Here is a 24,982-nt window from a genome sequence, read left to right as displayed (position 1 = left end):
TAGTTATTATTCCTTACCGCTGAGCGCCGATGACGTTAATCGGCGAGCGACTTTGATTCGTCGGTAGGGAGAGCACAAATAGGATAGAGTTTTGCAATCAATAAAATTAATCGCGTTTGATCTCGATGGCACACTGCTTGATAGTGTGCCTGATCTTGCTGTTGCTGCTGATCAAGCGGTGCGCGCTTTGGGCTATCCTGGGGTAACGGAATCTCAGGTACGTGACTATGTTGGTAATGGTGCCGATGTGTTAATCGGTCGCTGTTTAAGTCAAAGTCTCAATATCGATCCCAAGTTGAATGATGATACTCGCCAGCAAGCGCGTTTGTTATTTGATGAGTATTATGCGCAAACCGGCCACCAATTGAGCCACCTCTATCCGAATGTAAAGCATACCTTGGCGGAACTGCATCGCGCGGGGTTTATCTTAGCGTTGGTGACCAATAAGCCGAGTAAATTTGTGCCTGATGTTCTTGCTCAACATGGTTTAGCTGAGCTATTTAGTGATGTGATTGGTGGCGATACCTTTAGCCATAAAAAGCCCGATCCTATGGCCCTTAATTGGTTGCTCGAAAAGCACCACTTGAAGGCAGAGCAAATGTTGATGGTCGGTGATTCGAAAAACGACATTTTAGCGGCCCAAAATGCGGGCTGTGCTTCATTTGGCTTAACCTATGGTTATAACCACGGTGAGCCAATTGCCAATGCCAAGCCTGATGTGGTGGCGGATGATATCGTTCAACTCCTCGATGTTGTTATGGTTTGCGCGTAAAAATTATCACTTGCCTCTGGTAAAATACTCATCAATGAGTACACTGCTAAACTGCGCCTATTCACTGTAAGCGCAGTTTTTTATTGGTTTTATACCCTTCCTACTTGAAGCTATTGCGGTGTTGGCGACGTTCGTTCACCCCAAGCATAGAACTTATCTATGCTCGTGGGCTAGGTTCATTTGCTGCCGATTAGTCATGCTCAGTGGTGTGGGTATCGCCTTCCCTTATTTTGAATCACAAGGAAATTATACTCATGAGCAAACCCATCGTATTGAGTGGTGTTCAACCATCTGGTGAACTCAGCATTGGTAACTATTTGGGTGCTCTGCGTCAATGGCAACAGATGCAAGATGATTATGATTGTCAGTACTGTGTGGTTGATTTACATGCGATTACCGTACGTCAAGATCCAAAGGCGTTATATGAAGCGACACTCGATGCGTTATCCATCTGTCTTGCTGTTGGTGTCGATCCGCAAAAAAGCACCTTGTTTGTCCAATCTCATGTGCCTGAACATACTCAACTTGGCTGGATACTTAATTGTTATACCCAAATGGGTGAACTCAGTCGCATGACTCAGTTTAAAGACAAATCGGCTCGTTATGCCAATGATGTCAATGCCGGACTATTTGGTTATCCAGTATTGATGGCGGCCGATATCTTGCTCTATGGCGCGCATCAAGTTCCCGTGGGCAGCGATCAAAAACAGCACCTAGAACTCGCGCGTGATATCGCGACACGTTTTAACAATATTTACAGTCCGGAACAACCGATCTTCACCATTCCTGAACCGTATATTCCGCAGGTCAATGCACGAGTCATGAGCCTGCAAGATGCGACTAAGAAAATGTCAAAATCGGACGATAATCGTAAAAATGTGATTACGTTATTAGAAGATCCCAAGTCGATTATCAAGAAGATCAATAAAGCGCAAACGGATACCGAAACACCACCGCGTATCGCCTTTGATACTGAGCAAAAAGCCGGTATCTCGAATTTAATGAGCCTATATTCCGCGGCCACAGGCAAAACCTTTGCTGAGATTGAAGCGCAATACCAAGGCGTTGAAATGTACGGTCCTTTTAAAAAGGATGTTGGAGAGGCATTAGTCGCGATGCTTGCTCCGGTACAAGCGGAGTACCATCGTATTCGCGATGACAGAGCCTATCTGGATGCGGTCATGAAAGCCGGGGCCGAAAAAGCCTCCGCTCGCGCTGCTCTCACACTGAAAAACGTTCAGCAAGCGGTTGGATTTGTGCCTCGTCCATAAGCTCCCCCCCTTGATTCTACGATACTGAATAAGCCCAAAGCGAATGACTCACTTTGGGCTTATTTGTCTGCTAGCGACTACAAGATAAATCAACACGGTCTACACTTAGTGGGAGTAGTACAGTAAGGGGATCGCGATGAAATGGTGGTTATTGTGTGGATTGCTGATCATCAGCAATGGATTAGCTGCGAGCCCTTTACGGGTTTGTGTAGGTAATATGAATGTATGGCCACCTTTTACTTATTGGCAAGGCGCTACCGATGAAGAAAAAGCTCAATCATTAACCGGATCAGCCACGACATTGGTATTACAATCCCTTGAACACTTAAACGTGGATTATCAGCTTTTGTTTATGCCGTGGGCGAGGGTACAGCATGAGCTAGCTCAGGCGAATGGACGCTGTGATTTGACGTGGAATGCCAGCTATCGTCATGACAGAGCGGAATACAGCTACTTTTCAGTCACCCTGTATCGTATTCAACTCGGTTATTTTACTCTCGCTGATTCGAATAATCTCCTCAGTCATCATCAAGATTCTGGCGTATTGTGTGGTGTACACGGTTTTAACTATCAAGACTTTGGCCTATCTCGCGAGCCATCGTTGCGTTTAAATACCGTCCAACAAGCGTTAGATATGTTACAAAAGCAGCGCTGTGATTGGTTTCTAAGTGAAATTGAGCCAATTTATGGTGGTATTCAGCTTGGTCTTTATCAGCTTGAACGGCCAATTACACCTCATTTATTGGGTAGAGATAAGCAGTTTCATGTGCAAATTCGTCGTGATTTACCGGAGGCATTACTCCTACTCAATGGTATTAACCAGTATTTACTCGATGCTCAGCAAAGTGGACATGCACAAGCTGTATTTGATCGTTTTTTATTGTTCAATGCGGCGGAACATCAAGACCCTTAATGTCGATGACTCTTATTCGACTCAAGTAAAGCACTTGCCTTTCTACAACGGTGCTGCACAATATCGCCTTCTGTTTCTTCAACTGACTGGCACGGCTGATATTATGTTGCTTCTCATCGATAACTACGATTCTTTTACCTACAACTTATATCAATATTTCTGTGAATTAGGGAAAGAGGTCAAAGTCGTACGTAATGATCGGATTGACATAAAGGGGATTGAAGCCCTTAATCCGAGCCATTTAGTGATTTCCCCCGGACCCTGTACGCCGAATGAAGCGGGGATTTCTCTCCAAGCGATCACTCATTTTGCCGGGAAGCTACCGATATTAGGGGTATGTCTTGGCCATCAGGCGATCGCGCAAGTGTTTGGTGGACAAGTGGTGCGCGCCAGACAAGTCATGCACGGTAAAACATCACTGATTAAGCACAATGGACGCAGTGTGTTCGTTGGCTTAAACAATCCCTTGACGGTCACCCGCTACCACTCATTAGTGGTTGCAAAGCACTCGCTACCGGCATGTTTTGAACTCACGGCATGGACAGAATTAGACGATGGTTCTGTCGATGAAATTATGGGTTATCAACATCGAACGTTACCGATTGATGCGGTGCAGTTTCATCCTGAATCGATTAAAACCGAGCAAGGGCATCAGCTACTGGCCAATTTCTTAAATCGTTAAGCCAACCATTACCGATCTTGATCACTTTTCTTAACATTTCTTTCGTCTAAATGGCGCTTGATCGTGATGTGCGATTTTATGCGCCTTTATAGTCTCTCTCCTTGGTGAATCCCTTGCCTTACAATGGCTATCTATTCTATTTTGCATGCGAAGGTAAAAAATACTTCATAAAAGACAGTCGTTAGTGCATAAATAATCAGAGACGATATCGAGTACACTGGTATTGATGTCGTGAAAAGAATATTTCGCTATTGAATTGGTTAATATTTTGTAAATACAATGCCGTATTAGTGATAATGCCATACAAAATCTTACGCTAAGGTTTTGTCGCCAAATGGCAGAGCAACTTGGCATGCGGTATAAGAAGGAATGGGTAATGACAATGGAAAAACAGATACAACGTGGTTTATTTGATGAGGTGATGGTGCCTTGTTATAACCCGATGGCGTTCATCCCAGTAAAAGGACAAGGCTCCCGAGTTTGGGATCAGCAGGGACGAGAGTACATCGATTTTGCTGGTGGTATCGCAGTCAGTTGCTTAGGACACTGCCATCCGGCCATGGTTAATGCATTAACCGAGCAAGCCAATAAATTGTGGCATTTGAGTAATGTGATGACTAATGAGCCAGCATTACAACTTGCTAATAAATTGATTGAACTGAGTTTTGCTGACAAAGTCTTTTTTGCCAACTCAGGCGCTGAAGCCAATGAAGCGGCACTGAAATTAGCTCGTCGTTATGCGGCTGACGTTTATGGTCCAGAGAAAACGGAAATCATTGCCTTTAAACAAGGCTTCCATGGCCGAACCTTCTTCACTGTCACCGTGGGTGGACAAGCGGCTTACTCTGACGGTTTTGGACCGAAACCCGGCGATATTACTCACCTGCCTTATAACGATATTGATGCTTTGCAAGCGCATATGTCGGATCGCACCTGCGCGATCATGATGGAACCCCTACAAGGCGAAGGCGGTATTATTTCGCCAACGCCAGAATTTGTTCAGGCGGTGCGTGAACTGTGCGACAAGCATAACGCGCTACTGATTTTTGATGAAGTTCAAACTGGTAATGGGCGTACGGGGCACTTTTATGCTTACCAAGGTTTAGGTGTCACGCCAGATATCTTAAGTACGGCGAAATCATTAGGTGGCGGCTTCCCGATTGGTGCGATGTTAACCACTAATAAGCTTGCCGAGCATATGAAAGTCGGTACCCACGGTTCAACGTATGGCGGTAACCCGTTAGCGTGCGCTGTTGGTCTGGCCGTCGTTGATATTGTTAGTCAACCAGAAACCTTAGCGGGTGTGAAGCAACGTGAAGCTTGGTTTCGCGAGGGATTAACCAAAATTAATGATAAGTACCATGTGTTTTCTGAAATCCGTGGTCAAGGTTTACTGCTTGGCGCGGCACTCAATGAGCAGTGGCAAGGCCGTTCTCGAGACATTTTATTAGCGGCTGGAGAGCATGGATTAATGCTGTTGGTGGCGGGACCGAACGTGATCCGTATGACGCCTTCATTATTGATCACTCAACAAGAAATCGAACAAGGATTGGCTAAACTCGAGCAAGCGATCGCAACACTCGTGTAGTCTTTCTGCTATTCACACCCACCATGGATAGCGGTGGGTGTTTGCTGTCTTCGCTAGGCCAAGCTGGCCTAGCGCTATGCATCTGGAGGGAATATTGATGCTAGTTATTCGCCCTATTGCAACGTCTGACTATCCGGCACTTCATGACTGTGCCATTGAATCGGGTCATGGCTTTACGTCACTGCCCGTTAATCAAGAATTACTCACCAATCGTATTGAACACTCAGAATACAGCTTTGCTAAACCGTCCGTAACGCAACCAGGGGATGAAGGTTATTTAATGGTCGGTGTAGACAGTGTAACCGGAGAGGTGGCTGGTACGACGGGGATCGAAGCGGCGGTTGGTTGGGATCGTCCTTTTTATTCTTATCATATTAGTACGATTGTCCATGCCTCACATAAGCTTGGGGTCAACAATGTCGTTAAATTACTCACCTTTGGTAACAACTACACCGGATGCTCAGAGATTTGCAGCTTATTTTTGCGAGAGCACTTTCGCCAAGGTTTGAATGGCCGCTTAATGTCAAAGAGTCGTTTTTTAATGATGGCGGAGCATCCAGAACGTTTCTCTAAAACCATCTTTGCTGAGATGCGAGGCGTTTCTGATGCGGATGGTAATTCTCCCTTTTGGCAGTGGCTGCAAGAGCACTTCTTTTCAATCGACTTTACCTTGGCTGACTATTTAACTGGGATCGGTAAAAAAGGTTTTATTGCCGACTTAATGCCCAAGTTGCCGATTTATATCAATTTACTCAGTCCTGAAGCCCAAGCGGTGATTGGCCAAGTGCACGAGAATACTCGTCCAGCCCTCAAGTTATTGGAAGACGAAGGATTTACTTGCCGTAATTACGTCGATATTTTTGATGCCGGCCCAGCCGTAGAATGTGATGTCCGTAATATTGAATCGGTGCGTAATTCTGTTCGTGCTAGGGTTGAAGTCGCGCGTCATTCCAGCACCCAACAATATTTGATGTGTAATACCTCATTTACTCATTTTCGTGCTACCGCCGAAAAAGCGGCCTATAACCCTGAACGAGAAACGGTATTGATTACTCCCGAAGTGGCTCAAGCATTACAGGTTGACCAAGGGGATTGGTTAAGAATTTTGGCTCAATAGTTTAGAGAAGGAAGATAAAATGACTCAGTGGATAGCAGGTCAATGGATTGCTGGACAAGGCGATGCGTTGAGTTCAATCAGCCCTTACGATGATCAAGTGATTTGGCAAGGCAATAGCGCCACGGCAGAGCAAGTTGAACAAGCGATCAGCGCGGCTCGCCAAGCATTCATCGCATGGAAAAATCGGCCATTTGCTGAGCGTGAACAAATAGTGTTGGCGTTTGCTGAGCAGGTCAAAGCCAACAGTGAAAAAATTGCAGAAGTGATTGCCAAAGAAACCGGCAAACCGCTATGGGAAACGCGCACCGAAGCGGCGGCGATGGCTGGTAAAATTGCGATTTCTATTCGTGCTTACCATGAACGTACTGGGCAGCAGCAACGTGAGGTGGCAGGCAATACGATTGTACTGCGGCATCGTCCTCTTGGCGTAATGGCGGTATTTGGTCCGTATAATTTTCCTGCTCATTTGCCCAATGGCCATATTGTTCCTGCTTTACTGGCTGGTAATACCGTGGTGTTTAAACCCTCTGAGCAAACACCTTGGACTGGTGAGCTAGCGATGCAATTGTGGCAAGCGGCGGGATTGCCCGATGGTGTGCTTAACCTAGTGCAAGGTGCGAAAGAAACGGGCATTGCGCTCGCGCAATCAAAAAATATTGATGGCTTGCTCTTTACTGGTAGTGCCAATACCGGTCACCTCTTACATCGTCAGTTTGCCGGTCAACCCGATAAAATGTTAGCTCTGGAGATGGGCGGCAATAATCCGATGGTGATTTCTGAGCACTATGGCGATATTGATGCGGCGGTATACACCATTATTCAGTCAGCGTTTATTAGTGCAGGACAACGCTGTACTTGTGCTCGTCGCCTTTATTTACCTGAAGGCGAAAAAGGCGATAAGTTGCTTGATAAGTTGCTAAAAGCGACCGAGCAGCTGCGCATTGATCAGCCTTTTGCTGATCCTGCACCCTTTATGGGGCCACAGATTTCACGTGCCGCCGCTGAGTTTATTTTGACGGCACAAGCGAATTTACAAGCGTTAGGCGGAAAATGTTTATTAACCGCGAAGGCCCAACAAGCGGCGTTCGTCACACCAGGGATTATTGATGTCACTGCGATTAATGATTTACCTGATGAAGAATATTTCGGCCCATTATTGCAAGTCATTCGTTATCAAACACTGCCTCAAGCTGTAGCACTGGCTAATAATACGCGCTTTGGTCTATCAGCAGGGTTAGTGTCGACCGACGATCAAGAGTGGCAATATTTTATTGATCATATTCGCGCTGGAATTGTTAACCGTAACCGTCAACTTACCGGAGCCAGTGGCGATGCTCCCTTTGGTGGGCCGGGTGCGTCAGGTAACTTGCGTCCCAGCGCGTTTTACGCCGCGGATTACTGTGCTTACCCAATGGCGTCGATGGAAGGGCAAACGACAGAATTACCCGCGACACTATCACCAGGGGTTGTTTTGCCTTAAATCGTCAACACAGCTAAAGCGTGTCGATAATGTTTAACCCATAACGTCTCTATCGCGAGAGGCGTTATCCACCCACTGACAAGGAGGCGTCATGACGCCAAGTGCGCTTTTTCAATGTTTATGGAATGACTATATTCAGCGTCTTTGCCCTGCGGCAGAAAAAGTCCATCATTTGCTCCAGGAAGACGAAGCACTGATCAATGACCACATTGCTTTACGAACTTTTAATATCGCACCACTGGGTATAGAGACTTTGGCCAAGCCGTTTCTGGCCTTAGGCTACGTTGCTTGTGGTGATTATCTGTTTGAAAGCAAAAAGCTGGTGGCGAAGCATTATGAGCATCCTGATCCTAAGCAACCTAAGGTATTTATTAGTGAATTAAAGGTCGAAGAGTGCTCAGCAGAGTTACAATCGATCGTGGCTAAGTTAGTGGCTCAAGTCGAGACGACTCGCCTTGATCATGTCGACTTTCTTTATGCTGGCCGTCTATGGGATCTCTCGTTTGCGGATTATCAAATCTTAGCCAAAGAAAGCGAGTATGCGGCGTGGTTAGCCGCCCATGGTTATGGTGCCAATCACTTTACGGTGAGTGTTAATCAGCTCAAGGCATTTAATGAAGTGAAAGCGGTCAATGATCATCTGCGTCAGGCGGGCTTTACTATCAATGAAAATGGCGGTGAAGTGAAGGGCACACCAGAAGTGTTACTAGAACAGTCCTCGACCATGGCTGATAAGGTGCCAGTCTCGTTTAACGACGGTGTTGAAGTGATCCCCGGTGGTTTTTATGAGTTCGCTAAACGTTATCCAATGGCGAACGGTCAATTGTATAGCGGCTTTGTGGCAGCTTCAGCAGATAAAATCTTTGAAAGCACCGATCTTCGTTAGTAAAAAACGGAATGGGTAGCCAACAATGAACAACAAAAAAGCTACTTTAGGTGAACTAAAGTAGCTTATTCAGGCTTTAAGCATGTTAAACCAGAGGTTAACGAGTGCCGTAGACCACGATGGTTTTACCGTGTGCTGATATCAGATTTTGCTCTTCAAGCATTTTCAGAATCCGACCAACGGTTTCACGAGAACAACCAACGATTTGACCAATTTCTTGACGAGTGATTTTGATTTGCATCCCATCAGGGTGAGTCATTGCATCGGGTTGTTTTGCTAGGTTTAGTAGAGTTTGTGCAATACGACCAGTCACATCAAGGAACGCCAAATCACCGACTTTTTGGCTGGTCACTTGTAGGCGACGAGCCATTTGCCCTGATAGACGCATCAGGATATCGGGGTTAACTTGAATCAATTGACGGAACTTCTTAAAAGAAATTTCCGCGACTTCACAAGGGGATTTAGCTCGAACCCAAGCGGTACGCTCTTGATCTTCTTCGAACAGACCAAGCTCGCCGATGAAATCACCTTGGTTAAGGTAAGAAAGAATCATCTCTTTACCTTCTTCGTCTTTAATCAGTACCGCAACAGAACCTTTAACAATGTAGTACAAGGTTTCCGCTTTTTCGCCCGCATGGATCAGCGTGCTTTTTGAAGGGTACTTATGAATATGACAATGTGAAAGGAACCACTCTAGTGTTGGGTCGGTTTGAGGTTTACCTAGAACCATAATATCTCACTTCCTCTGCAGGGTACGCTCGCTGCTGTCCGTATATTTTAGCGAAGCCTTAATGGATTAACTAGAATAAGAGGACTTCCTAATGGCTGCAAGCTATCTTGTGTTCGGTAAGGAATAGTATCCTTTTTCGAACGCGATTTCTTGATTTTAATCGTATCAAACCATGGATATTTTACGCAAAAACGTGCACATGATCACGGTATGAAAAGTAATCGTGTTAATAAGACCGTAGCCTGACCGATTATGCGAATTTCTTACTCATCAGGTCAAGATAAGGCAATCTCAACCAATTTTTCCGGATTCAATTAATTGCTGGAGTAAGGGTTGCACGATAAGTTCCATAGCAAAGCCCATTTTGCCGCCAGGAACCACAATCGTGTTGTGACGCGACATAAACGAGCCATCAATCATTGCCAGTAAATAGGGATAATCGACATTCTTTATCCCGCGTAAACGGATCACCACAAAGCTTTCATCTAAACTCGGGATGCCTTTCGCATTGAGAGGATTTGAGGTGTCGACCGTAGGCACTCGTTGAAAGTTAATGTGCGTACGCGAAAACTGAGGGGTAATGTAATTCAGATAATCGTCCATTGAGCGAACGATAGAATCCATGACGGCTTCACGAGAATGGCCGCGATCACGAGTATCGCGCACGTATTTTTGGATCCATTCCAAATTGACAATTGGAACCATGCCAATTAAAAAATCGACATGTTGCGCGACATTAATGTCACCGTCGACCACACCGCCATGTAAGCCTTCATAAAATAAGACATTGGTATCATCAGGCAGTTGCTGCCAAGGTGTGAAGGTGCCGGGCATCTGATTATAGGGGACGGCCTCGTCAAAGGTATGCAGATAACGACGGATTTGTCCTGCGCCCGTTTTGCCATATTGGCGGAAAAAATCTTGCAGAGCAGGGAAGTCATTCGCTTGCGGACCGAAGTAGCTAATATGTCGACCTTGTTCTCTTGCTTTACGAATTTCAATATCCATTTCTGGACGAGTGAAGCGGTGGAAGCTATCACCTTCCACCCAAGCGGGTTTAATGTTCATCATATTGAACATTTTACGGAAAGCTTCTGATGTGGTCGTTGTACCAGCGCCTGATGAACCGGTGACCGCAATAATGGGGTGTTTTGCTGACATGACATACCTTGTCTGTTGATCCTTGAGGGGCAAAGCCCATGACTGGTTTCACTATATCATGGAAAAAACGCAGCAGAAAACGCCGATTTTTGCCGTCAGCGTGCGGTACTTTTGATATCGATCGTTTCGTGTAACTCAGAATAGACGATCATCGCTTGCCCACTGCGCAGTTGAGCGATGACTTGATCGATTTTGTCTTGTAAGCTGATTTCACTTTCACCGTAGTCAGTGCCTTCGCGTAATACAAACTCACGAATTAAATTGTCTAGAGTGTCACTGGCGATATGTTGCCAAGGAACGATCATAAATACCTCATGATTTTATGAACTGATAATCTCTGTTTTACGATATTTTGCTGCCATATGACGCCAAATGACGCTAATTTTTATTTCTGTCGCCAATTAGCGTAGTAACTCGGCAAAGCCTGCTCAAGCCAGAACCTAGGTTGACGTAAGCTGCCAGCTAAAAAACCAACATGGCCACCGTGTTCAAATAATTGGTAGTTAATCTGTGGGTTTAAAGGACCGCGCGGGATCACTGCTTCAGTCATAAACGGATCATCGGCAGCATGAATGATCAGCGTAGGGATAGTAATCGCGCCTAATTTCATGAGTCCTGAGCATTGTTGATAGTACTCTTGCGCATCTTTAAAGCCGTGTAGCGGTGCGGTGATCAAATCATCAAATTGATAGAGCTTGCTTACTTGACGAATGGATTGCGTGGTTAAACCTAGCTCATTTTGTAGCAATGGGGCTTTTCTTAACGCATTATTTTTTAATGATGAGAGTAAATAACGGCGATAAATTTTTGAAAAGCCCTGTTCAATACGTTGCGAACACGCTGCTAAATCCAGTGGTGCGGAAATGATGGTTGCCGCATCGACAATCGGATCATCCCGATAGCACGCCAGATAGTTGACCAGCATATTACCGCCTAAAGAGACTCCAGTCGCAATGATGGTACGCTGAGGGAATTGCGCTCGTAGGTATTCAAGTACGAAACGCGCGTCTTCCGTTTCACCCGAATGGTAAGCTCGAGCTAAGCGGTTGGGTTTTCCGCTGCAGCCTCGAAAATGCATCATCACCGATAGCCAACCATGTCGAGCAAACGCATCCATTAAGCCATTAGCATAAGGGCTATAAAAACTGCCTTCTAAACCGTGAAATAAGACAAAAATGGGTTTATCGACACCGGGGAAGGCTGGTTCACTCCATGCTAAATCAAGAAAATCGTTATCTGGCGTGGTTAAGGTTTGCCAAACCGGCGTAAAGCAAGCCGCTCGACGAATTAAGCGCGGTAGTAGGGTTTGTAAATGTGGGTTGGTTAATCCCTTCGCGGCAGTAAACGGCGACATCAAAAACCTCAATTCTTTATGAGCATCATGTTGGTTTTACCGGGGTAGAGAATAGAGAGATCAAATGCTCAGCGCCAAGTTGTCGACAGTAGCGCTCAGTCAACGCTAGGTCTTTGGTCGGGGATAATCGGAATCCCTGTACGCAGGCGATCAGCTCTGCTTGTTGCTGTTTTTCTAACCGCAATTCAAACTGTAGCGCTTCACGGTACAGTGTTTCTGATAGGTGAGACTTTAGTTTACGGCGCAACTCACGAAAAGAGTGAACTAAGCTTTCTGAATGATTTAAACACGCCAATAAGCGTGGCCATTCTGAATCGTTAATACTGAGTTGTTGTTCGTCTAACCACTTGAGCAGCAAGAGTAAATTTACATTCCCCTGAAACTGGTTTTGCAGACACAAGCACGCTTCTTTCACTTCATTAACCGCATAATAGTCGAGGCTAAATTGCCATAAGCCTTCTAACGTTAATGATGAATGAGCGTGCGTTGGGATCATTACTGAGTGAATTCCTGTTCCAGTTGTTCAAGATGTTCTTGCTCGGCCATCCAATCACTTTCTACTTGCTCAAGCGCGCTTTTTGCTGACGCTTGATTAGCAATCACTTCGGTTAATTGGGCTTTATTCTCTGCGTCATACAAACTGGCCTCAGAGAGATTTAACTCGGCTTGGGCGAGAATGGCATTCAATTTATCCATTTTCTCTTCTAACTGTGTCAATTTTTTGCGAATTGGCGCGGTTTGTTTACGAAAATCAGCTTCGCGACGTTTTTGCTCTTTTTTCGCCGCAGCACTGTTGGTGCTGTCTTTGACTGGTTGAGTCGCTTGAGCTTCTTTACGGGCAATTTTCTGTTGATCGGTTAGCCATTTGTAGTAATCGGTTAAGTCGCCATCAAAAGGAGCGACTTGCTGATCATGCACTAAGTACAGCTCGTCAGTGGTCGCGCGTAATAGGTAGCGGTCATGACTGACGATAACCATTGCACCTTCAAAGCTTTGTAAGGCAAAGGTTAGTGCTTGGCGCATGTCTAAATCTAAATGGTTGGTGGGTTCGTCCAACAACAACAGATTAGGTTTTTGCCACACAATCAGCGCCAGCACCAAACGGGCTTTTTCGCCACCGGAGAAAGGGGCCACTTTTTCTAGCGCTTTTTCACCCTGAAAACCAAAACTGCCTAAATAATTGCGCAGCTCAAGTTCGGTTTTATCCGGGGCAATTTGCATCATGTGCTGCAACGGCGTTTCTTGTGGGTGTAATGTTTCCAACTGATGCTGGGCAAAGTAGCCGATTTTCACGCCTTGAGAGTAAGTGAGATCGCCACTTTGCGGTTTCAGTTCACTGGAGAGCAGTTTAATTAATGTTGATTTACCCGCGCCATTACGACCTAGCAAACCAATTCGGCTACCCGGGACTAAGTTAAGACGAATCTTTTCGAGGATCAGCCGACCGTCATATCCGGCGGCCACGTTATCCATCATTAAAATCGGATTAGGCAAGGCGGCAGGTTGACGAAACTCAAAGCTAAACGGGTTATCAAATTGCGCTGGTAAAACTTGCTCCATTTTTTCCAGTGCTTTAATTCGGCTTTGTGCTTGGCGCGCTTTTGAGGCTTTATAGCGAAAGCGATCAATGTAGCTTTGCATATGTGCCATCTGCTTTTGCTGTTTTTGATATTGCGCTTGTTGCTGCATTAGCTTTTGTGCGCGTTGCACTTCAAACGATGAGTAGTTACCGGTGTACTCATTGAGCTGTTGATTTTCAATATGAATAATCCGATTGACGATCGGGTCAAGAAAATCACGATCGTGAGAGATCAACAGTAGCGTACCAGGATAGCTCTGTAGCCAACGCTCAAGCCACATCACTGCATCTAAATCGAGGTGGTTAGTGGGCTCGTCGAGGAGCAATAAATCAGAGCGACAGATCAGCGCTTGGGCAAGGTTAAGACGCATGCGCCAGCCACCAGAAAATTGGGTTAAATTCCAACTCATTTGTTGTTGACTGAAACCTAAACCATCCAGCAGTTCGGCAGCGCGCGCTTGAATGCTGTAACCACCAATGGTTTCAATATGACCATGCAACTCGGCAACACGGGTGCCATTATCTTGCTGTTCTGCTTCACGGAGTTGTTGTTCTAAGCGACGATATTCTCGATCACCATCAATCACGTATTCTAAAGCTTGTCGCTCTAAAGCGGGCGTTTCTTGGGCAACCCAAGCCAACTCCCAGTGAGCCGGTTGATTAAATGAGCCGGCATCAATCGATAACTCCTCTTTCATTAATGCAAATAGTGTTGATTTACCACAGCCGTTTTTACCGACTAAACCGACTTTATCGCCGGGATGAATAGTGGCTGAGGTTTTATCAAGCAGCGGTTTTCCGCCACGGAGTAATTGAATGTCAGAGAAGATAATCATAAAGAGTCGTGTCTAGTTAGCCGTGTATGTCGCCGCGAATAGTAGGAGTAATCTTGATCAATGTCGATGATTATACCGATTCGTTGATGGTCTTCCTAGGCGGTTCTCTATCGTTTAGCGACATTGGCTCGTTACATGCTCGGCTATCGCTTGGTCGGCTTTAAGGCTACAATTTGTGTTACTGTTGAGCCGCTTACGATAAGGAAATCCGTTGGTTGCTCTATCGACCGTTCGCATCTATTAAAGAGAATCAAGGAATGACCAAGGATAAGGATAAAGAGAACGCATCCTCCCATCATCAAGTGGGCACCGCCGATCGACCCAAGGTATTGGTTATTTACGCTCACCCCGACCCTGATCACTCGCTGGCTAATCGTCTGCTGATTGAACGAATTATCGCTTTGCCTCATGTTGAAGTGCTTGATCTGTACGCGACCTATCCCGATTTTTTTATCGATGTGAATCAAGAGCATCAACGTTTACTGGAAGTTGATGTGATTGTCTTTCAACACCCGTTGTACATGTATTCGTGTCCTGCATTATTAAAAGAGTGGATTGATAAAGTGCTCGGTAAAGGTTTTGCCTTTGGACCAGAAAGTGCGCTGCAAGGTAAGTGTTGGCGAAGCGTGATCACGACCGGTGGGCATCGAGAGGCTTTTAGTGCTGAGGGATACAATCGTTATCCATTGAGTGCAATTCTACAACCTTTTGAATTAACCGCCGCGTTATGTCGTATGCGCTGGATTGATCCGTTAGTGATGTATTGGGCAAGGCACATCAGTGATGCTGAACGCAGGCAACATGCTGATCAGTATGTCGCTTGGCTAGAAGGGTTACGTCATGATGACTGATTGGCTGTCCAGTTCGGTGATTTTTTTGACGGCTGCCGTGGTCGCAGTACCGATTGCTCAACGTTTAGGGCTTGGGGCTATTTTGGGCTATTTACTCGCCGGGATTGTGATTGGTCCTTGGGGTTTTAAGCTTATCACTGATGTTAATGCGATTTTGAACTTTGCCGAATTTGGTGTGGTACTGCTGCTATTTTTGATTGGCTTAGAGCTAAACCCTAAGCGATTGTGGCAAATGAAAGGACCGATCCTTGGGCAAGGTGGGTCACAGATGTTAATCACCAGTAGCGTGATCGCGAGCGGTTTATGGATGTACGGTTTCTCTTGGCCAGTGAGTATCACGGTTGGGTTGATTCTTGCTCAATCATCGACGGCAATAGCGCTACGTACCATTGATGAAATGCGGTTAACCTTAAGTGATACGGGACGCACGGTATTTGCCGTGTCGCTGTTTCAAGATTTAGCGGTTATTCCAACGCTCGCTTTAGTGGCCATTTTTGCCGGCCAAACAACGGGTGACAGCTTACCATTAATGTGGATGTTGGCAGGGGTAGCAGGGCTATTAATGGCTGGGCATTTCCTATTGCAGCCTTTATTTCGGTGGGTGGTGAATAGCCAAGTGCGCGAGCTATTTACCGTAGCCTCGCTATTGTTGGTGATTGCGATTGCCTTATTGATGGAAAAGCTGGGTTTGTCGATGGCCTTAGGGGCTTTTCTGGCAGGCATGCTGCTTGCGGAAAGTGAGTTTCGTCATGAGTTAAGTACAGCCATTGAGCCTTTTAAAGGCTTATTGTTGGGGCTATTTTTTATCGCCGTGGGCATGTCGGTTAATATCGACTTACTGTGGCAGGAGTGGTGGTTGGTCAGTCTACTGGTGATCGGGCTAATCAGTGTCAAAATGGCGATCATGTATGGTTTAGCGCGTCTAGCTAAAGTGCGTTCGAAAGCACGCAGTCGCAGCGCGTTGATTTTGAGTCAAGGCGGAGAAATTGGTTTTGTCATTTTGACTGCCGCGACGGAGGGGCAATTATTCACGGCTAGTCAGTCAGCGTTGCTGGTTTTAGTGATCAGTGTCTCGATGATGACGACCCCATTATTGCTCAAACTCCAAACCTTCTATTATAGCCAGACGTTAAATAGCCCTGAAGAGGAGCCTGACAACACGATTGGCCATCAAACTCCGCAAGTGATCATCGCTGGTTTTGGCCGCTTTGGACAGATCGTTGGCCGATTAATGTACGCCAATAAGATTAAAATTACCGTATTAGAGAGTGATGCCAGCCAAATTAAACTGCTGCGTAAATATGGTTATAAGGTGTTTTATGGCGATGCGACCCACCTTGAACTGTTGCGCTCTGCGGGGGCTGCACAGGCAGAGGCGATAGTGATCTGTACCGATGAACCCGATGAAGTGATGCGGATTGTGACTTTGTGTCAACAGCACTTCCCACAATTAAAAATCTTAGCACGGGCGCGAAGTCGGGTAGAGGCCTATCAATTATTAAGCCACGGTATCGCAGGGCATTCTCGAGAGACGTTTCTTGGCGCTTTAGATTTAGGCCGCCAAGTGCTTGTGCAATTAGGCATGCACCCTTATCAGGCGAAACGAGCAGAAGCGCACTTTCGGCGGTTGGATGTCACGATGCTTAAAGAATTATTGCCGCAGCACAGTGATGATAAAAACTTAACGTTACGGACTAAAGCGGCTCGTAAAGAGCTGGAAGAGATTTTTGGACGAGAGATGGCTAATGATCGTCAAGCTCGTGATTATTGGGAAAAACGTAGGACGAAATAGTGAGCACAAAAAAACGTTTTATTGCTGGAGCCAGTTGCCCAAATTGTAAAACACAAGACACACTGCGCTGGTGGATAGAGAATAATATTGAGCTGGTTGAGTGTGTAGAATGTGATTACGCAGAGCAACGTAAACCGCAATCGGTAGAAAAAAGCCAACATGCTACTGAGCAAATGATTGGGATTTTTAAACCAGAATAATTGAGTTTCAGTGTATAATCTTCATAATATTGCTCATCTCTCTCTTAATCTGAGATGAGCAAAACAAAACCAACCTCCTTGGAGCCGTTATGAAAATTGAAAAAAACATGGTTGTGAGCATTGCCTACCAAGTAAAAATGGAAGATGGCGTGGTCGTAGACCAATCAACAGTGGAAGCCCCACTGGAGTATCTACATGGTCACAACAACCTAATCACTGGTCTTGAGCGTGAGCTAGAAGGTAAAGTTATCGGTGATAAATTTAGCGCTACTGTCGCACCAGAAGATGCTTACGGTGAACACAGTGATGCGCTAGTACAACGTGTTCCTGCGGATGTTTTCCAAGGTGTGGATGAGTTGGAAGTCGGTATGCGTTTCTTAGCTGATACCGATCAAGGTCCTATCCCTGTTGAGATCACCGAAGTCGATGGTGATGAAGTGGTGGTTGATGGTAACCACATGTTAGCCGGCCAGACCTTGACGTTTGATGTTGAAGTGATTGCGCTACGTGAAGCGACAGCTGAAGAGCTTGAGCATGGTCACATTCATCATGCTGGTGGCTGTGGTCACGACCATGGGCATGACCACGATCACGATGGTTGCTGCGGTGGCGAAGGTCATCACCATCATGGACAAGAAAAAGAAGGCTGCTGTGGTGGCGGTAGCTGCGGCTCTCATTAATCGATAGCCAAAGATAACTTATTACGATGGAAACGAGCGGCTAAGACCGATTGGTATTCGGAAATCGTGTAAGTTTGTCGATATTGAAAGCGTTAACTGTTCTGCGGTTAGCGCTTTTTTTAAAGGAACTCTACGATGAAATCTCCCTTTGCAATCGCCATTCATGGCGGAGCTGGCACTATCTTGCGTGAGCAGATGAGCGCTTCACTGCAGCAAGAAATAACCCAAACCTTAGAGGCGGCGGTGCGCGCGGGACATCAGCACTTAGAGCAAGGCGGCGATGCGCTAGATGCGGTTGTCGCTGCTGTTACTTTACTTGAAGATTCGCCGTTGTTTAATGCTGGCAAAGGCTCCGTCTTGACTCATCAAGAAATGGTTGAGATGGATGCCGCGGTGATGGATGGTCAACAACGGCGCGTTGGCGCGATTGCTGGGGTAAAACACATCAAAAATCCGGTTGTTCTGGCGAGAGATGTGCTGTTGCACAGTGAGCATGTATTTTTGATTGGGGAAGGAGCAGAAGCCTTTGCTTTTGCGCAGGGGCATACGTATACCGAACAGGACTATTTTTTTACTGAGCGACGTTATGAGCAATTATTAGCCATGAAAGCCAGTGATCAAACGGCGTTATCTGAATCGGTTTATCCAGATGATAAGAAATATGGCACCGTGGGTGCGGTTGCGCTCGATCAACAGGGTAATTTGGCGGCGGCGACCAGTACAGGTGGCATCAGCAACAAGCGCTATGGACGCGTCGGGGATTCGCCGATCATTGGCGCAGGTACGCTGGCTGAAAATGGTAATGTGGCTATCTCAGCCACTGGAGTGGGTGAATATTTTATTCGCTATCAGGTAGCGGGAGAAGTCGCCGCTCGAATGCGGTATCTGCAACAAGACCTCGTCACCGCCTGTGAGACGGTCATTCAAGGTGAACTCAAGCAAGTGGGAGGAGAGGGCGGATTGATCGCTATTGATCAACAGGGCCACATTCACTTTGCGATGAACAGTTCCGGCATGTATCGCGCGGCGATTGACTGTGATGGGGTTTGTTCGGTAAAAATTTATGCTGATGAATAAACGCGTAGATGCCTTCTGAGTGTCAGGTTGATTTTCATCAGTGTCTCACTACTGGCGACTGGCAATTGCCACGCGTTTAAAAAATAACTGCAAGTCGAAGGATTCGGTGCTAGAATCCTTTTTTAACTAGCAATCAGACTTGGAAAGATGGGAAATAACGTAGTCGTTCTAGGCACCCAGTGGGGTGACGAAGGTAAAGGCAAGATAGTTGACCTTTTAACAGAAGATGCCAAATATGTGGTTCGCTATCAAGGTGGCCATAACGCTGGACATACTCTAGTCATCGACGGTGAAAAAACCGTTCTTCACTTAATTCCGTCCGGTATTCTCCGCAACAACGTAAAATGCATCATTGGTAATGGCGTGGTTCTGTCACCCGATGCATTAATCAAAGAGATGACACCGCTTGAAGAGCGTGGCATTCCTGTTAAGGAGCGTCTGTTTATTTCTGAAGCTTGTCCTTTGATTCTTCCTTATCATATCGCTCTTGATCAAGCGCGTGAACTGGCTCGTGGCAAAAAAGCCATTGGTACCACAGGTCGCGGCATTGGTCCTGCTTATGAAGATAAAGTGGCGCGTCGTGGTCTGCGTGTTGGCGATTTGTTCAACATGGTTTCCTTTGCTGAAAAACTTAAAGAAGTCATGGAATTCCATAACTTCCAGCTAGAGCATTTTTATAAAGTAGATCCAGTGAGCTATGACGACGTCTTAGCTCAAGTCCAAGGGTACGCTGAATTGTTGACCTCTATGGTCATCGATGTGACGGATGAATTGGATGCAGCCCGCAAGCGTGGCGACAAGATCATGTTTGAAGGTGCACAAGGTACGCTGTTGGATATTGACCACGGTACTTATCCTTATGTAACGTCTTCTAACACGACCGCTGGTGGTGTAGCTGCTGGTTCAGGTTTTGGTCCTCGTCATCTAGGTTATATCTTAGGTATTGCAAAAGCCTACTGTACTCGTGTTGGTGCGGGTCCATTCCCAACAGAATTGGATGATGAAGTAGGTAACCACTTAGGTACTAAAGGTCATGAATTTGGCGCGACGACGGGTCGTAAACGTCGTTGTGGTTGGTTTGATGCGGTGGCTATGCGCCGTGCGATTCAAATCAACTCAGTCACTGGCTTTTGCTTAACTAAGTTAGATGTACTTGATGGACTGGAAGAGCTAAAAATCTGTACGGGTTATCAAATGCCGGATGGTTCTGTTGCACAGGTATCACCAATGGCAGCAGATGCTTTCGAGGCGGTGACGCCTATTTACGAAACCATGCCAGGTTGGTCAGAAAATACTTTTGGCGCGACATCAATTGAATCATTACCTCAAGCGGCGATTAATTACATTAAACGCATTGAAGAGTTAACGGGCGTGCCAATTGATATTATTTCAACGGGCCCAGACCGTAACGAAACGATCATCAAAGTACACCCATTTAACGTGTGATTTTTTGATTCGTTTGACGATTTCTCTATTTAAAAAGCTGGCGCTTCGCCAGCTTTTTTTATGCCTCATTCTTCATACTCTTAGTCTTGGTGGCAAAAAGTTGCCGCAAAGAGGCAATTTATCCTAAAGTGAATGCTAGGGCTGCCGATACAAGAATCAAGCCGAGCCCTTGCGCGCTGTCGCGCTATACTAGTATGGCTATCGGATTCAACCAAGAGTGCAAGTATGAAGCTACGTACGGTAGCCGCTTCTATATTATTCGCATTTCACTCTTCCTTCGGTCACGCCAACGTGGCGGATGTTAAAGAGCCTGTGCCGATTTATTCTGAAGCTGAGCTAATCAAACTGATTGAACAGAACCAACACTTGGAGCGACTGAAAGCCGATCGCTGCCAGTTGGTTGAGGACATTGTTGCTCGTGCAACTCGGATCAGTCTGCCTGCGTACGAGTTTTTATATGGTGATATGCTGGCGTGGGGCGTTTGCGTTGAACAAGATGTTGAGCTGGGCTTATATTATATGGAAAATGCTGCCCATCAAGGATTAGCCAGTGCCCTAGAGCAGCTTGGTCGTTATTATTCGCGAGGCACGTTAGTCCAGCAAGATAGAGAGCGAGCCATTCCGTATCTTCGTGAAGCGGCGGCGATGGGCAATCTTAATGCTCGGATTCATCTTGCTGAGCTGTTATTACGCGATCATGGTAGCCCGTTAGATTATGAAGATGCCTATCGTTGGTTATACAATTCCGTGACTGCCGATCAGCGAACTCATAATCGAATTACCTTGCTGCGACAAGGATTAGAAATGAGGATGCCAGAAAATATCATTGCTCGAGCAAAGCGCCGTGGCAGCTTCTGGTAAATAAAGCTTGTTTATCTTAGCTTTTTTCTCTATCATTCTGTCGCTTGCTGGATGATTGTCATGCAGTAAGTGATAGATATAGAATATTATTAATACTCAATCCTATCTTATTATTTCCTACTTAGCGTTTAACGCTCGCTTTACCACTTTCTCTCAACATCCTGTCATCATACACACGATTCAACTCTTCGTTATTTATTGTGACAACTTGATTCCGGTCACGTAATACACAAAGTTGTTGCGCTTCTGCCGGTTGGGATTAGCTATTAAGCTTAAGAACACAGTAGGATATACTTTATGTACCTTCCTAGAAAAGCAGGTCTGCCTATGTCTGATACTACCCATACTGATCCGTTTGCGGATCGCGAAGCCGATAACTACGATAACCCGATCCCAAGTCGTGAATATATTTTAGAATTCCTAACCAAAGCCAATGTCCCCATGAACCGTAACGATCTGTTTGCCGCCCTTGAATTATCGGGTGAGGATCATTACGAAGGTCTACGTCGCCGCCTCAGAGCGATGGAGCGAGATGGTCAATTGGTGTTTACGCGTCGTCAATGTTACGCCCTACCAGAAAAACTGGAAATGATTAAAGGCCATGTTATTGGTCATAAAGATGGCCATGGCTGGGTTCGCCCAGAGGGTGGTCTAAACAAAGAAAACGATATTTTACTGCCGCACCACCAAATGCGCACCTTGATTCATGGTGACTTTGTATTAGTGCAGCCAACTGGCACCGACAAACGAGGCCGAAAAGAAGGGCGCTTGGTTCGTATCCTTGAAGCTCGTAATGCACAAATTGTCGGGCGTTTTTTCCTTGAACAAGGTTATTCGTATGTGGTGCCGGATGACTCGCGCATCCATAAAGATATTTTAATCCCAACCGAACACCGCGAAGGCGCTCGGATGGGTAATGTGGTGGTGATTGAAGTAACCGATCGTGGCACTCGTACCCGAGGCATGATGGGTAAGGTTGTAGAAGTACTGGGTGAAAGTATGGCACCGGGTATGGAGACTCAAATCGCTATTCGCACCCATCAAATTCCCCATGAATGGCCTGATGAAGTCTTAAAGCAAGTCAGTGGACTAAAAGAAGAAGTCCCTGAAGAGGCCAAACAAGGTCGAGTCGATTTACGGCAATTGCCTTTGGTGACTATTGATGGGGAAGATGCCCGTGACTTTGATGATGCTGTGTATTGTGAAGCTAGAAAAGAGGGGGGCTGGCGTTTATGGGTAGCCATCGCCGACGTGAGCTATTATGTCCGTCCTGGCAGCGCCTTGGATAAAGAGGCGACCAATCGTGGTAACTCCGTGTATTTCCCATCGCAAGTGGTCCCCATGTTGCCGGAAGTTTTATCTAACGGTCTGTGCTCGCTCAACCCACAAGTCGATCGGTTATGCATGGTGTGTGAAATGACGATCTCTGATGGCGGCAAACTCATCGATTATCAGCATTATGAAGCGGTGATGAGTTCTCATGCTCGACTAACCTATACCAAAGTTAACGATATTTTGCAGGGTGATGAAGAACTGCGTGAGCGCTACCAAGCGGTCGTGCCTCATCTTGAACAGTTACATAACATGTATCAGGTGCTGAAAACGGCTCGTGATCAACGTGGTGCGATTGAATTTGAAACGGTAGAAACCAAATTCATCTTTAATGCCCAGCGTAAGATCGAAAGCATTGAGCCAGTGATCCGTAACGATGCTCATAAGCTGATTGAAGAGTGTATGATCCTTGCCAATATTGCCTCAGCATCGCTAGTCGAAAAAGCCAAGGAAGCCGCTCTGTTCCGAGTGCATGAGCCACCAGGTGAAGAACGTTTAATGGGCTTTAGAGACTTCTTGGGCGAACTAGGACTCGACTTGAGTGGTGGGCTTGAGCCATCGCCAACCGATTACGCCAATCTGATGAAACAAATCGGTGAGCGTGCAGATAAAGAGCTGATTCAAACCATGCTACTGCGCTCAATGAAGCAGGCTGTCTATAACGCCCATAACGCAGGTCACTTTGGTCTGGCATTAAAACGTTATGCGCACTTTACTTCTCCAATCCGCCGCTATCCAGATTTACTTTTACACCGTGCAATCAAATATTTGATAGCGAAAGAACAACATCAGACCCAAGATCGCTGGACACCAACCGGAGGCTATCACTACTCGTTTGAAGAGATGGACTTTTATGGACAACAGTGTTCAATGACCGAACGCCGTGCTGATGATGCAACACGAGAAGTGTCTGATTGGCTGAAGTGCGAGTACATGCAAGATCATGTCGGTGAAGAGCTTGATGGTGTGATTGCCAATGTGACTGGATTTGGTTTTTTTGTTCGACTCACGGAATTACATATCGATGGTTTGGTTCACATCTCCAATTTGGCTAATGACTATTATCAGTTTGACCCTATCGGTCAACGTTTGATTGGTGAGTCATTCGGTAATATTTATCGTTTAGGTGATGCGGTGAAAGTGAAAGTATTATCGGTGAATCTGGATGATCGACAAATTGACTTTGAATTAGTCGAAACAAGTCGTAAGCTACGCGGCGAAGGTAAAACGGCCAAAAAGCGGGCAGTAGAAGCGCAAGCAAAAGCCAAGAGTAAAAAAGCGGGCACGCGTGGTGGAAAAGCCGTTCCAATGGTTGAGCCAACCAAGCGTCCAGATAAATCAGAGAGCGCAGATTCAGCGAAAAGTAAACGCGCTAAGTCTGATAAAGCCAGTAAAGCGAAATCTCGTTCTAAAACGGCAAAGAGCCGGACAAAAACGAAATAGGTAAGTAATGAGTAATGAACTGATTTACGGCATTCATTCGGTCAACGCTGTGATGCAGCGTGAGCCAGCCCGTATCATTGAAGTGTATGTTTTGAAAGGTCGTCAAGATGATCGGCTACTTCCGGTATTGAATGAATTGCAGCGTTTAGGGCTATCCATTCAGGAGATGGGGCGTAAGGCACTGGATGACAAAGCTCAAGGTGCTAATCACCAAGGGTTGATAGCCAAAGTCAAACCAGCTAAAGCATTAAACGAACATGATCTAGACGCAATATTAAGTCAGCATGAACAACCGTTGCTGCTAGTACTGGATGGCGTGACCGATCCGCATAACTTAGGGGCGTGTTTGCGTAATGCAGATGCTGCTGGTGTGGCGGCGGTGATTGTCCCTAAAGATCGTTCAGCACCGATGACGGCCACGGTAAGCAAGGTCGCTTGTGGTGCTGCAGAAACCGTTCCTTTAGTGCGTGTGACCAACTTAGCGCGCACGATGCGTGCTCTACAAGAGCAAGGTGTTTGGTTTGTTGGCACAGCGGGCGAGGCGACGCATGATCTTTATCATAGCAAGCTGACTGGTCCGTTAGCGATTGTCATGGGAGCTGAAGGCGATGGTATGCGCCGTTTAACTCGTGATACTTGTGATGATCTAATCAAAATCCCAATGGCAGGTAGTGTTTCCAGTTTAAATGTCTCAGTCGCGACCGGGATTTGCTTATTTGAAGCGGTCCGTCAACGCAATAACGTTTAATGTTTATGCTGATGTCATCGTTAAGAAACCTAGGTCTACTGACCTAGGTTTCTTGTTTGTGCGCCGAGCATGGCGTTGATCTAGGAGGTGAAAGTCCTCTACGGGCTCAGTCGAGCGGGAACCGTTAGCCTATGCAAGGGTGTTCATCGTGAGGTGAAATCTGAAGGAAGCAAATGGCAAAAC

23 protein-coding genes are annotated in these 24,982 nt (G+C 46.1%); 17 read left to right on the top strand and 6 right to left on the bottom strand.

What is annotated here, in order from left to right; genetic code table 11:
* Nucleotides 1-91 precede the first annotated feature (91 nt).
* The 8 genes from FKQ60_RS14585 to FKQ60_RS14550 all read left to right on the top strand — a co-directional run bounded on the left by FKQ60_RS14585 (nucleotide 92) and on the right by FKQ60_RS14550 (nucleotide 8,709).
* Nucleotides 92-772 carry a phosphoglycolate phosphatase gene (locus FKQ60_RS14585; protein WP_170906678.1) on the top strand — a complete coding sequence of 227 codons (681 nt, stop codon included), beginning with the start codon at nucleotides 92-94 and terminating at the stop codon, nucleotides 770-772.
* A gap of 254 nt (nucleotides 773-1,026) precedes the next feature.
* A complete protein-coding gene (trpS, locus tag FKQ60_RS14580) occupies nucleotides 1,027-2,043 on the top strand; it encodes a tryptophan--tRNA ligase (protein ID WP_004394490.1) in 1,017 nt (338 codons plus the stop codon).
* Between the two features lie 136 nt (nucleotides 2,044-2,179).
* Nucleotides 2,180-2,956: an ABC transporter substrate-binding protein gene (locus FKQ60_RS14575; protein ID WP_158144638.1), complete on the top strand. Its 777-nt coding sequence runs from the start codon at nucleotides 2,180-2,182 to the stop codon at nucleotides 2,954-2,956.
* A 103-nt stretch (nucleotides 2,957-3,059) separates the two neighbouring features.
* Nucleotides 3,060-3,638, top strand: a complete 579-nt coding sequence (locus tag FKQ60_RS14570) for an aminodeoxychorismate/anthranilate synthase component II (RefSeq protein WP_170906682.1) — start codon at nucleotides 3,060-3,062, stop codon at nucleotides 3,636-3,638.
* A gap of 376 nt (nucleotides 3,639-4,014) precedes the next feature.
* Nucleotides 4,015-5,226, top strand: a complete 1,212-nt coding sequence (locus FKQ60_RS14565) for an aspartate aminotransferase family protein (RefSeq protein ID WP_004394493.1) — start codon at nucleotides 4,015-4,017, stop codon at nucleotides 5,224-5,226.
* A 97-nt stretch (nucleotides 5,227-5,323) separates the two neighbouring features.
* Nucleotides 5,324-6,343 carry an arginine N-succinyltransferase gene (gene astA, locus FKQ60_RS14560; RefSeq protein WP_072670449.1) on the top strand — a complete coding sequence of 340 codons (1,020 nt, stop codon included), beginning with the start codon at nucleotides 5,324-5,326 and terminating at the stop codon, nucleotides 6,341-6,343.
* Nucleotides 6,344-6,362: 19 nt separating this feature from the next.
* Nucleotides 6,363-7,823, top strand: a complete 1,461-nt coding sequence (gene astD, locus FKQ60_RS14555; RefSeq protein ID WP_170906677.1) for a succinylglutamate-semialdehyde dehydrogenase — start codon at nucleotides 6,363-6,365, stop codon at nucleotides 7,821-7,823.
* Between the two features lie 91 nt (nucleotides 7,824-7,914).
* A complete protein-coding gene (locus FKQ60_RS14550) occupies nucleotides 7,915-8,709 on the top strand; it encodes a DUF1338 domain-containing protein (RefSeq protein ID WP_170906676.1) in 795 nt (264 codons plus the stop codon).
* A gap of 97 nt (nucleotides 8,710-8,806) precedes the next feature.
* Here FKQ60_RS14550 and crp read toward each other — a convergent pair whose 3' ends face one another.
* From crp to FKQ60_RS14520, 6 genes are all read right to left on the bottom strand, one after another.
* Nucleotides 8,807-9,439 (bottom strand): cAMP-activated global transcriptional regulator CRP, encoded by a 633-nt coding sequence (crp, locus tag FKQ60_RS14545; RefSeq protein WP_004394497.1) that lies wholly within the window; start codon nucleotides 9,437-9,439, stop codon nucleotides 8,807-8,809.
* 291 nt (nucleotides 9,440-9,730) lie between these two features.
* The gene (locus tag FKQ60_RS14540; protein ID WP_004394498.1) at nucleotides 9,731-10,600 is read right to left on the bottom strand and encodes a phosphoribulokinase; all 870 of its coding nucleotides are present in this window, start codon (nucleotides 10,598-10,600) and stop codon (nucleotides 9,731-9,733) included.
* Between the two features lie 95 nt (nucleotides 10,601-10,695).
* Nucleotides 10,696-10,905, bottom strand: a complete 210-nt coding sequence (locus tag FKQ60_RS14535) for a YheU family protein (protein WP_004394499.1) — start codon at nucleotides 10,903-10,905, stop codon at nucleotides 10,696-10,698.
* A gap of 80 nt (nucleotides 10,906-10,985) precedes the next feature.
* Nucleotides 10,986-11,954, bottom strand: coding sequence for a hydrolase (locus tag FKQ60_RS14530; protein ID WP_004394500.1), 969 nt, complete (start codon nucleotides 11,952-11,954; stop codon nucleotides 10,986-10,988).
* A gap of 25 nt (nucleotides 11,955-11,979) precedes the next feature.
* On the bottom strand, nucleotides 11,980-12,450 hold the full coding sequence (locus FKQ60_RS14525; protein WP_040903966.1) for a TIGR02444 family protein: 471 nt from the start codon (nucleotides 12,448-12,450) through the stop codon (nucleotides 11,980-11,982).
* On the bottom strand, nucleotides 12,450-14,369 hold the full coding sequence (locus FKQ60_RS14520; protein ID WP_115152783.1) for an ABC transporter ATP-binding protein: 1,920 nt from the start codon (nucleotides 14,367-14,369) through the stop codon (nucleotides 12,450-12,452). The genes FKQ60_RS14525 and FKQ60_RS14520 overlap by 1 nt, the downstream gene beginning before the upstream one ends.
* A gap of 257 nt (nucleotides 14,370-14,626) precedes the next feature.
* Between FKQ60_RS14520 and kefG the strand changes: the two genes are divergently transcribed.
* The 9 genes from kefG (at nucleotide 14,627) to rlmB (ending at nucleotide 24,799) form a co-directional block, all read left to right on the top strand.
* A complete protein-coding gene (gene kefG / locus FKQ60_RS14515; RefSeq protein WP_050782705.1) occupies nucleotides 14,627-15,220 on the top strand; it encodes a glutathione-regulated potassium-efflux system ancillary protein KefG in 594 nt (197 codons plus the stop codon).
* Nucleotides 15,210-17,012: a glutathione-regulated potassium-efflux system protein KefB gene (gene kefB / locus FKQ60_RS14510; RefSeq protein WP_040903969.1), complete on the top strand. Its 1,803-nt coding sequence runs from the start codon at nucleotides 15,210-15,212 to the stop codon at nucleotides 17,010-17,012. Before kefG ends, kefB begins: the two co-directional genes overlap by 11 nt.
* Nucleotides 17,012-17,212 carry a YheV family putative zinc ribbon protein gene (locus tag FKQ60_RS14505; protein WP_004394504.1) on the top strand — a complete coding sequence of 67 codons (201 nt, stop codon included), beginning with the start codon at nucleotides 17,012-17,014 and terminating at the stop codon, nucleotides 17,210-17,212. Before kefB ends, FKQ60_RS14505 begins: the two co-directional genes overlap by 1 nt.
* 89 nt (nucleotides 17,213-17,301) lie before the next feature.
* Nucleotides 17,302-17,892, top strand: coding sequence for a peptidylprolyl isomerase (gene slyD, locus FKQ60_RS14500; RefSeq protein ID WP_004394505.1), 591 nt, complete (start codon nucleotides 17,302-17,304; stop codon nucleotides 17,890-17,892).
* Nucleotides 17,893-18,027: 135 nt separating this feature from the next.
* Nucleotides 18,028-18,969, top strand: coding sequence for an isoaspartyl peptidase/L-asparaginase (locus FKQ60_RS14495; RefSeq protein WP_004394506.1), 942 nt, complete (start codon nucleotides 18,028-18,030; stop codon nucleotides 18,967-18,969).
* A gap of 147 nt (nucleotides 18,970-19,116) precedes the next feature.
* The gene (locus FKQ60_RS14490; protein WP_004394507.1) at nucleotides 19,117-20,415 is read left to right on the top strand and encodes an adenylosuccinate synthase; all 1,299 of its coding nucleotides are present in this window, start codon (nucleotides 19,117-19,119) and stop codon (nucleotides 20,413-20,415) included.
* 225 nt (nucleotides 20,416-20,640) lie between these two features.
* Nucleotides 20,641-21,276: a tetratricopeptide repeat protein gene (locus tag FKQ60_RS14485; protein ID WP_040903975.1), complete on the top strand. Its 636-nt coding sequence runs from the start codon at nucleotides 20,641-20,643 to the stop codon at nucleotides 21,274-21,276.
* 327 nt (nucleotides 21,277-21,603) lie between these two features.
* Nucleotides 21,604-24,051 (top strand): ribonuclease R, encoded by a 2,448-nt coding sequence (gene rnr, locus FKQ60_RS14480; protein ID WP_004394509.1) that lies wholly within the window; start codon nucleotides 21,604-21,606, stop codon nucleotides 24,049-24,051.
* 7 nt (nucleotides 24,052-24,058) lie between these two features.
* Nucleotides 24,059-24,799 carry a 23S rRNA (guanosine(2251)-2'-O)-methyltransferase RlmB gene (rlmB, locus tag FKQ60_RS14475; RefSeq protein ID WP_004394510.1) on the top strand — a complete coding sequence of 247 codons (741 nt, stop codon included), beginning with the start codon at nucleotides 24,059-24,061 and terminating at the stop codon, nucleotides 24,797-24,799.
* Nucleotides 24,800-24,982 lie beyond the last annotated feature (183 nt).

The organism is Vibrio sp. A11 (assembly GCF_013048705.1).
GTDB classification, from domain to species: Bacteria; Pseudomonadota; Gammaproteobacteria; order Enterobacterales; family Vibrionaceae; genus Vibrio; species Vibrio metschnikovii.
Note: the sequence above shows the minus strand (reverse complement) of the source record. Positions and strands in the feature narration are given on the sequence as shown.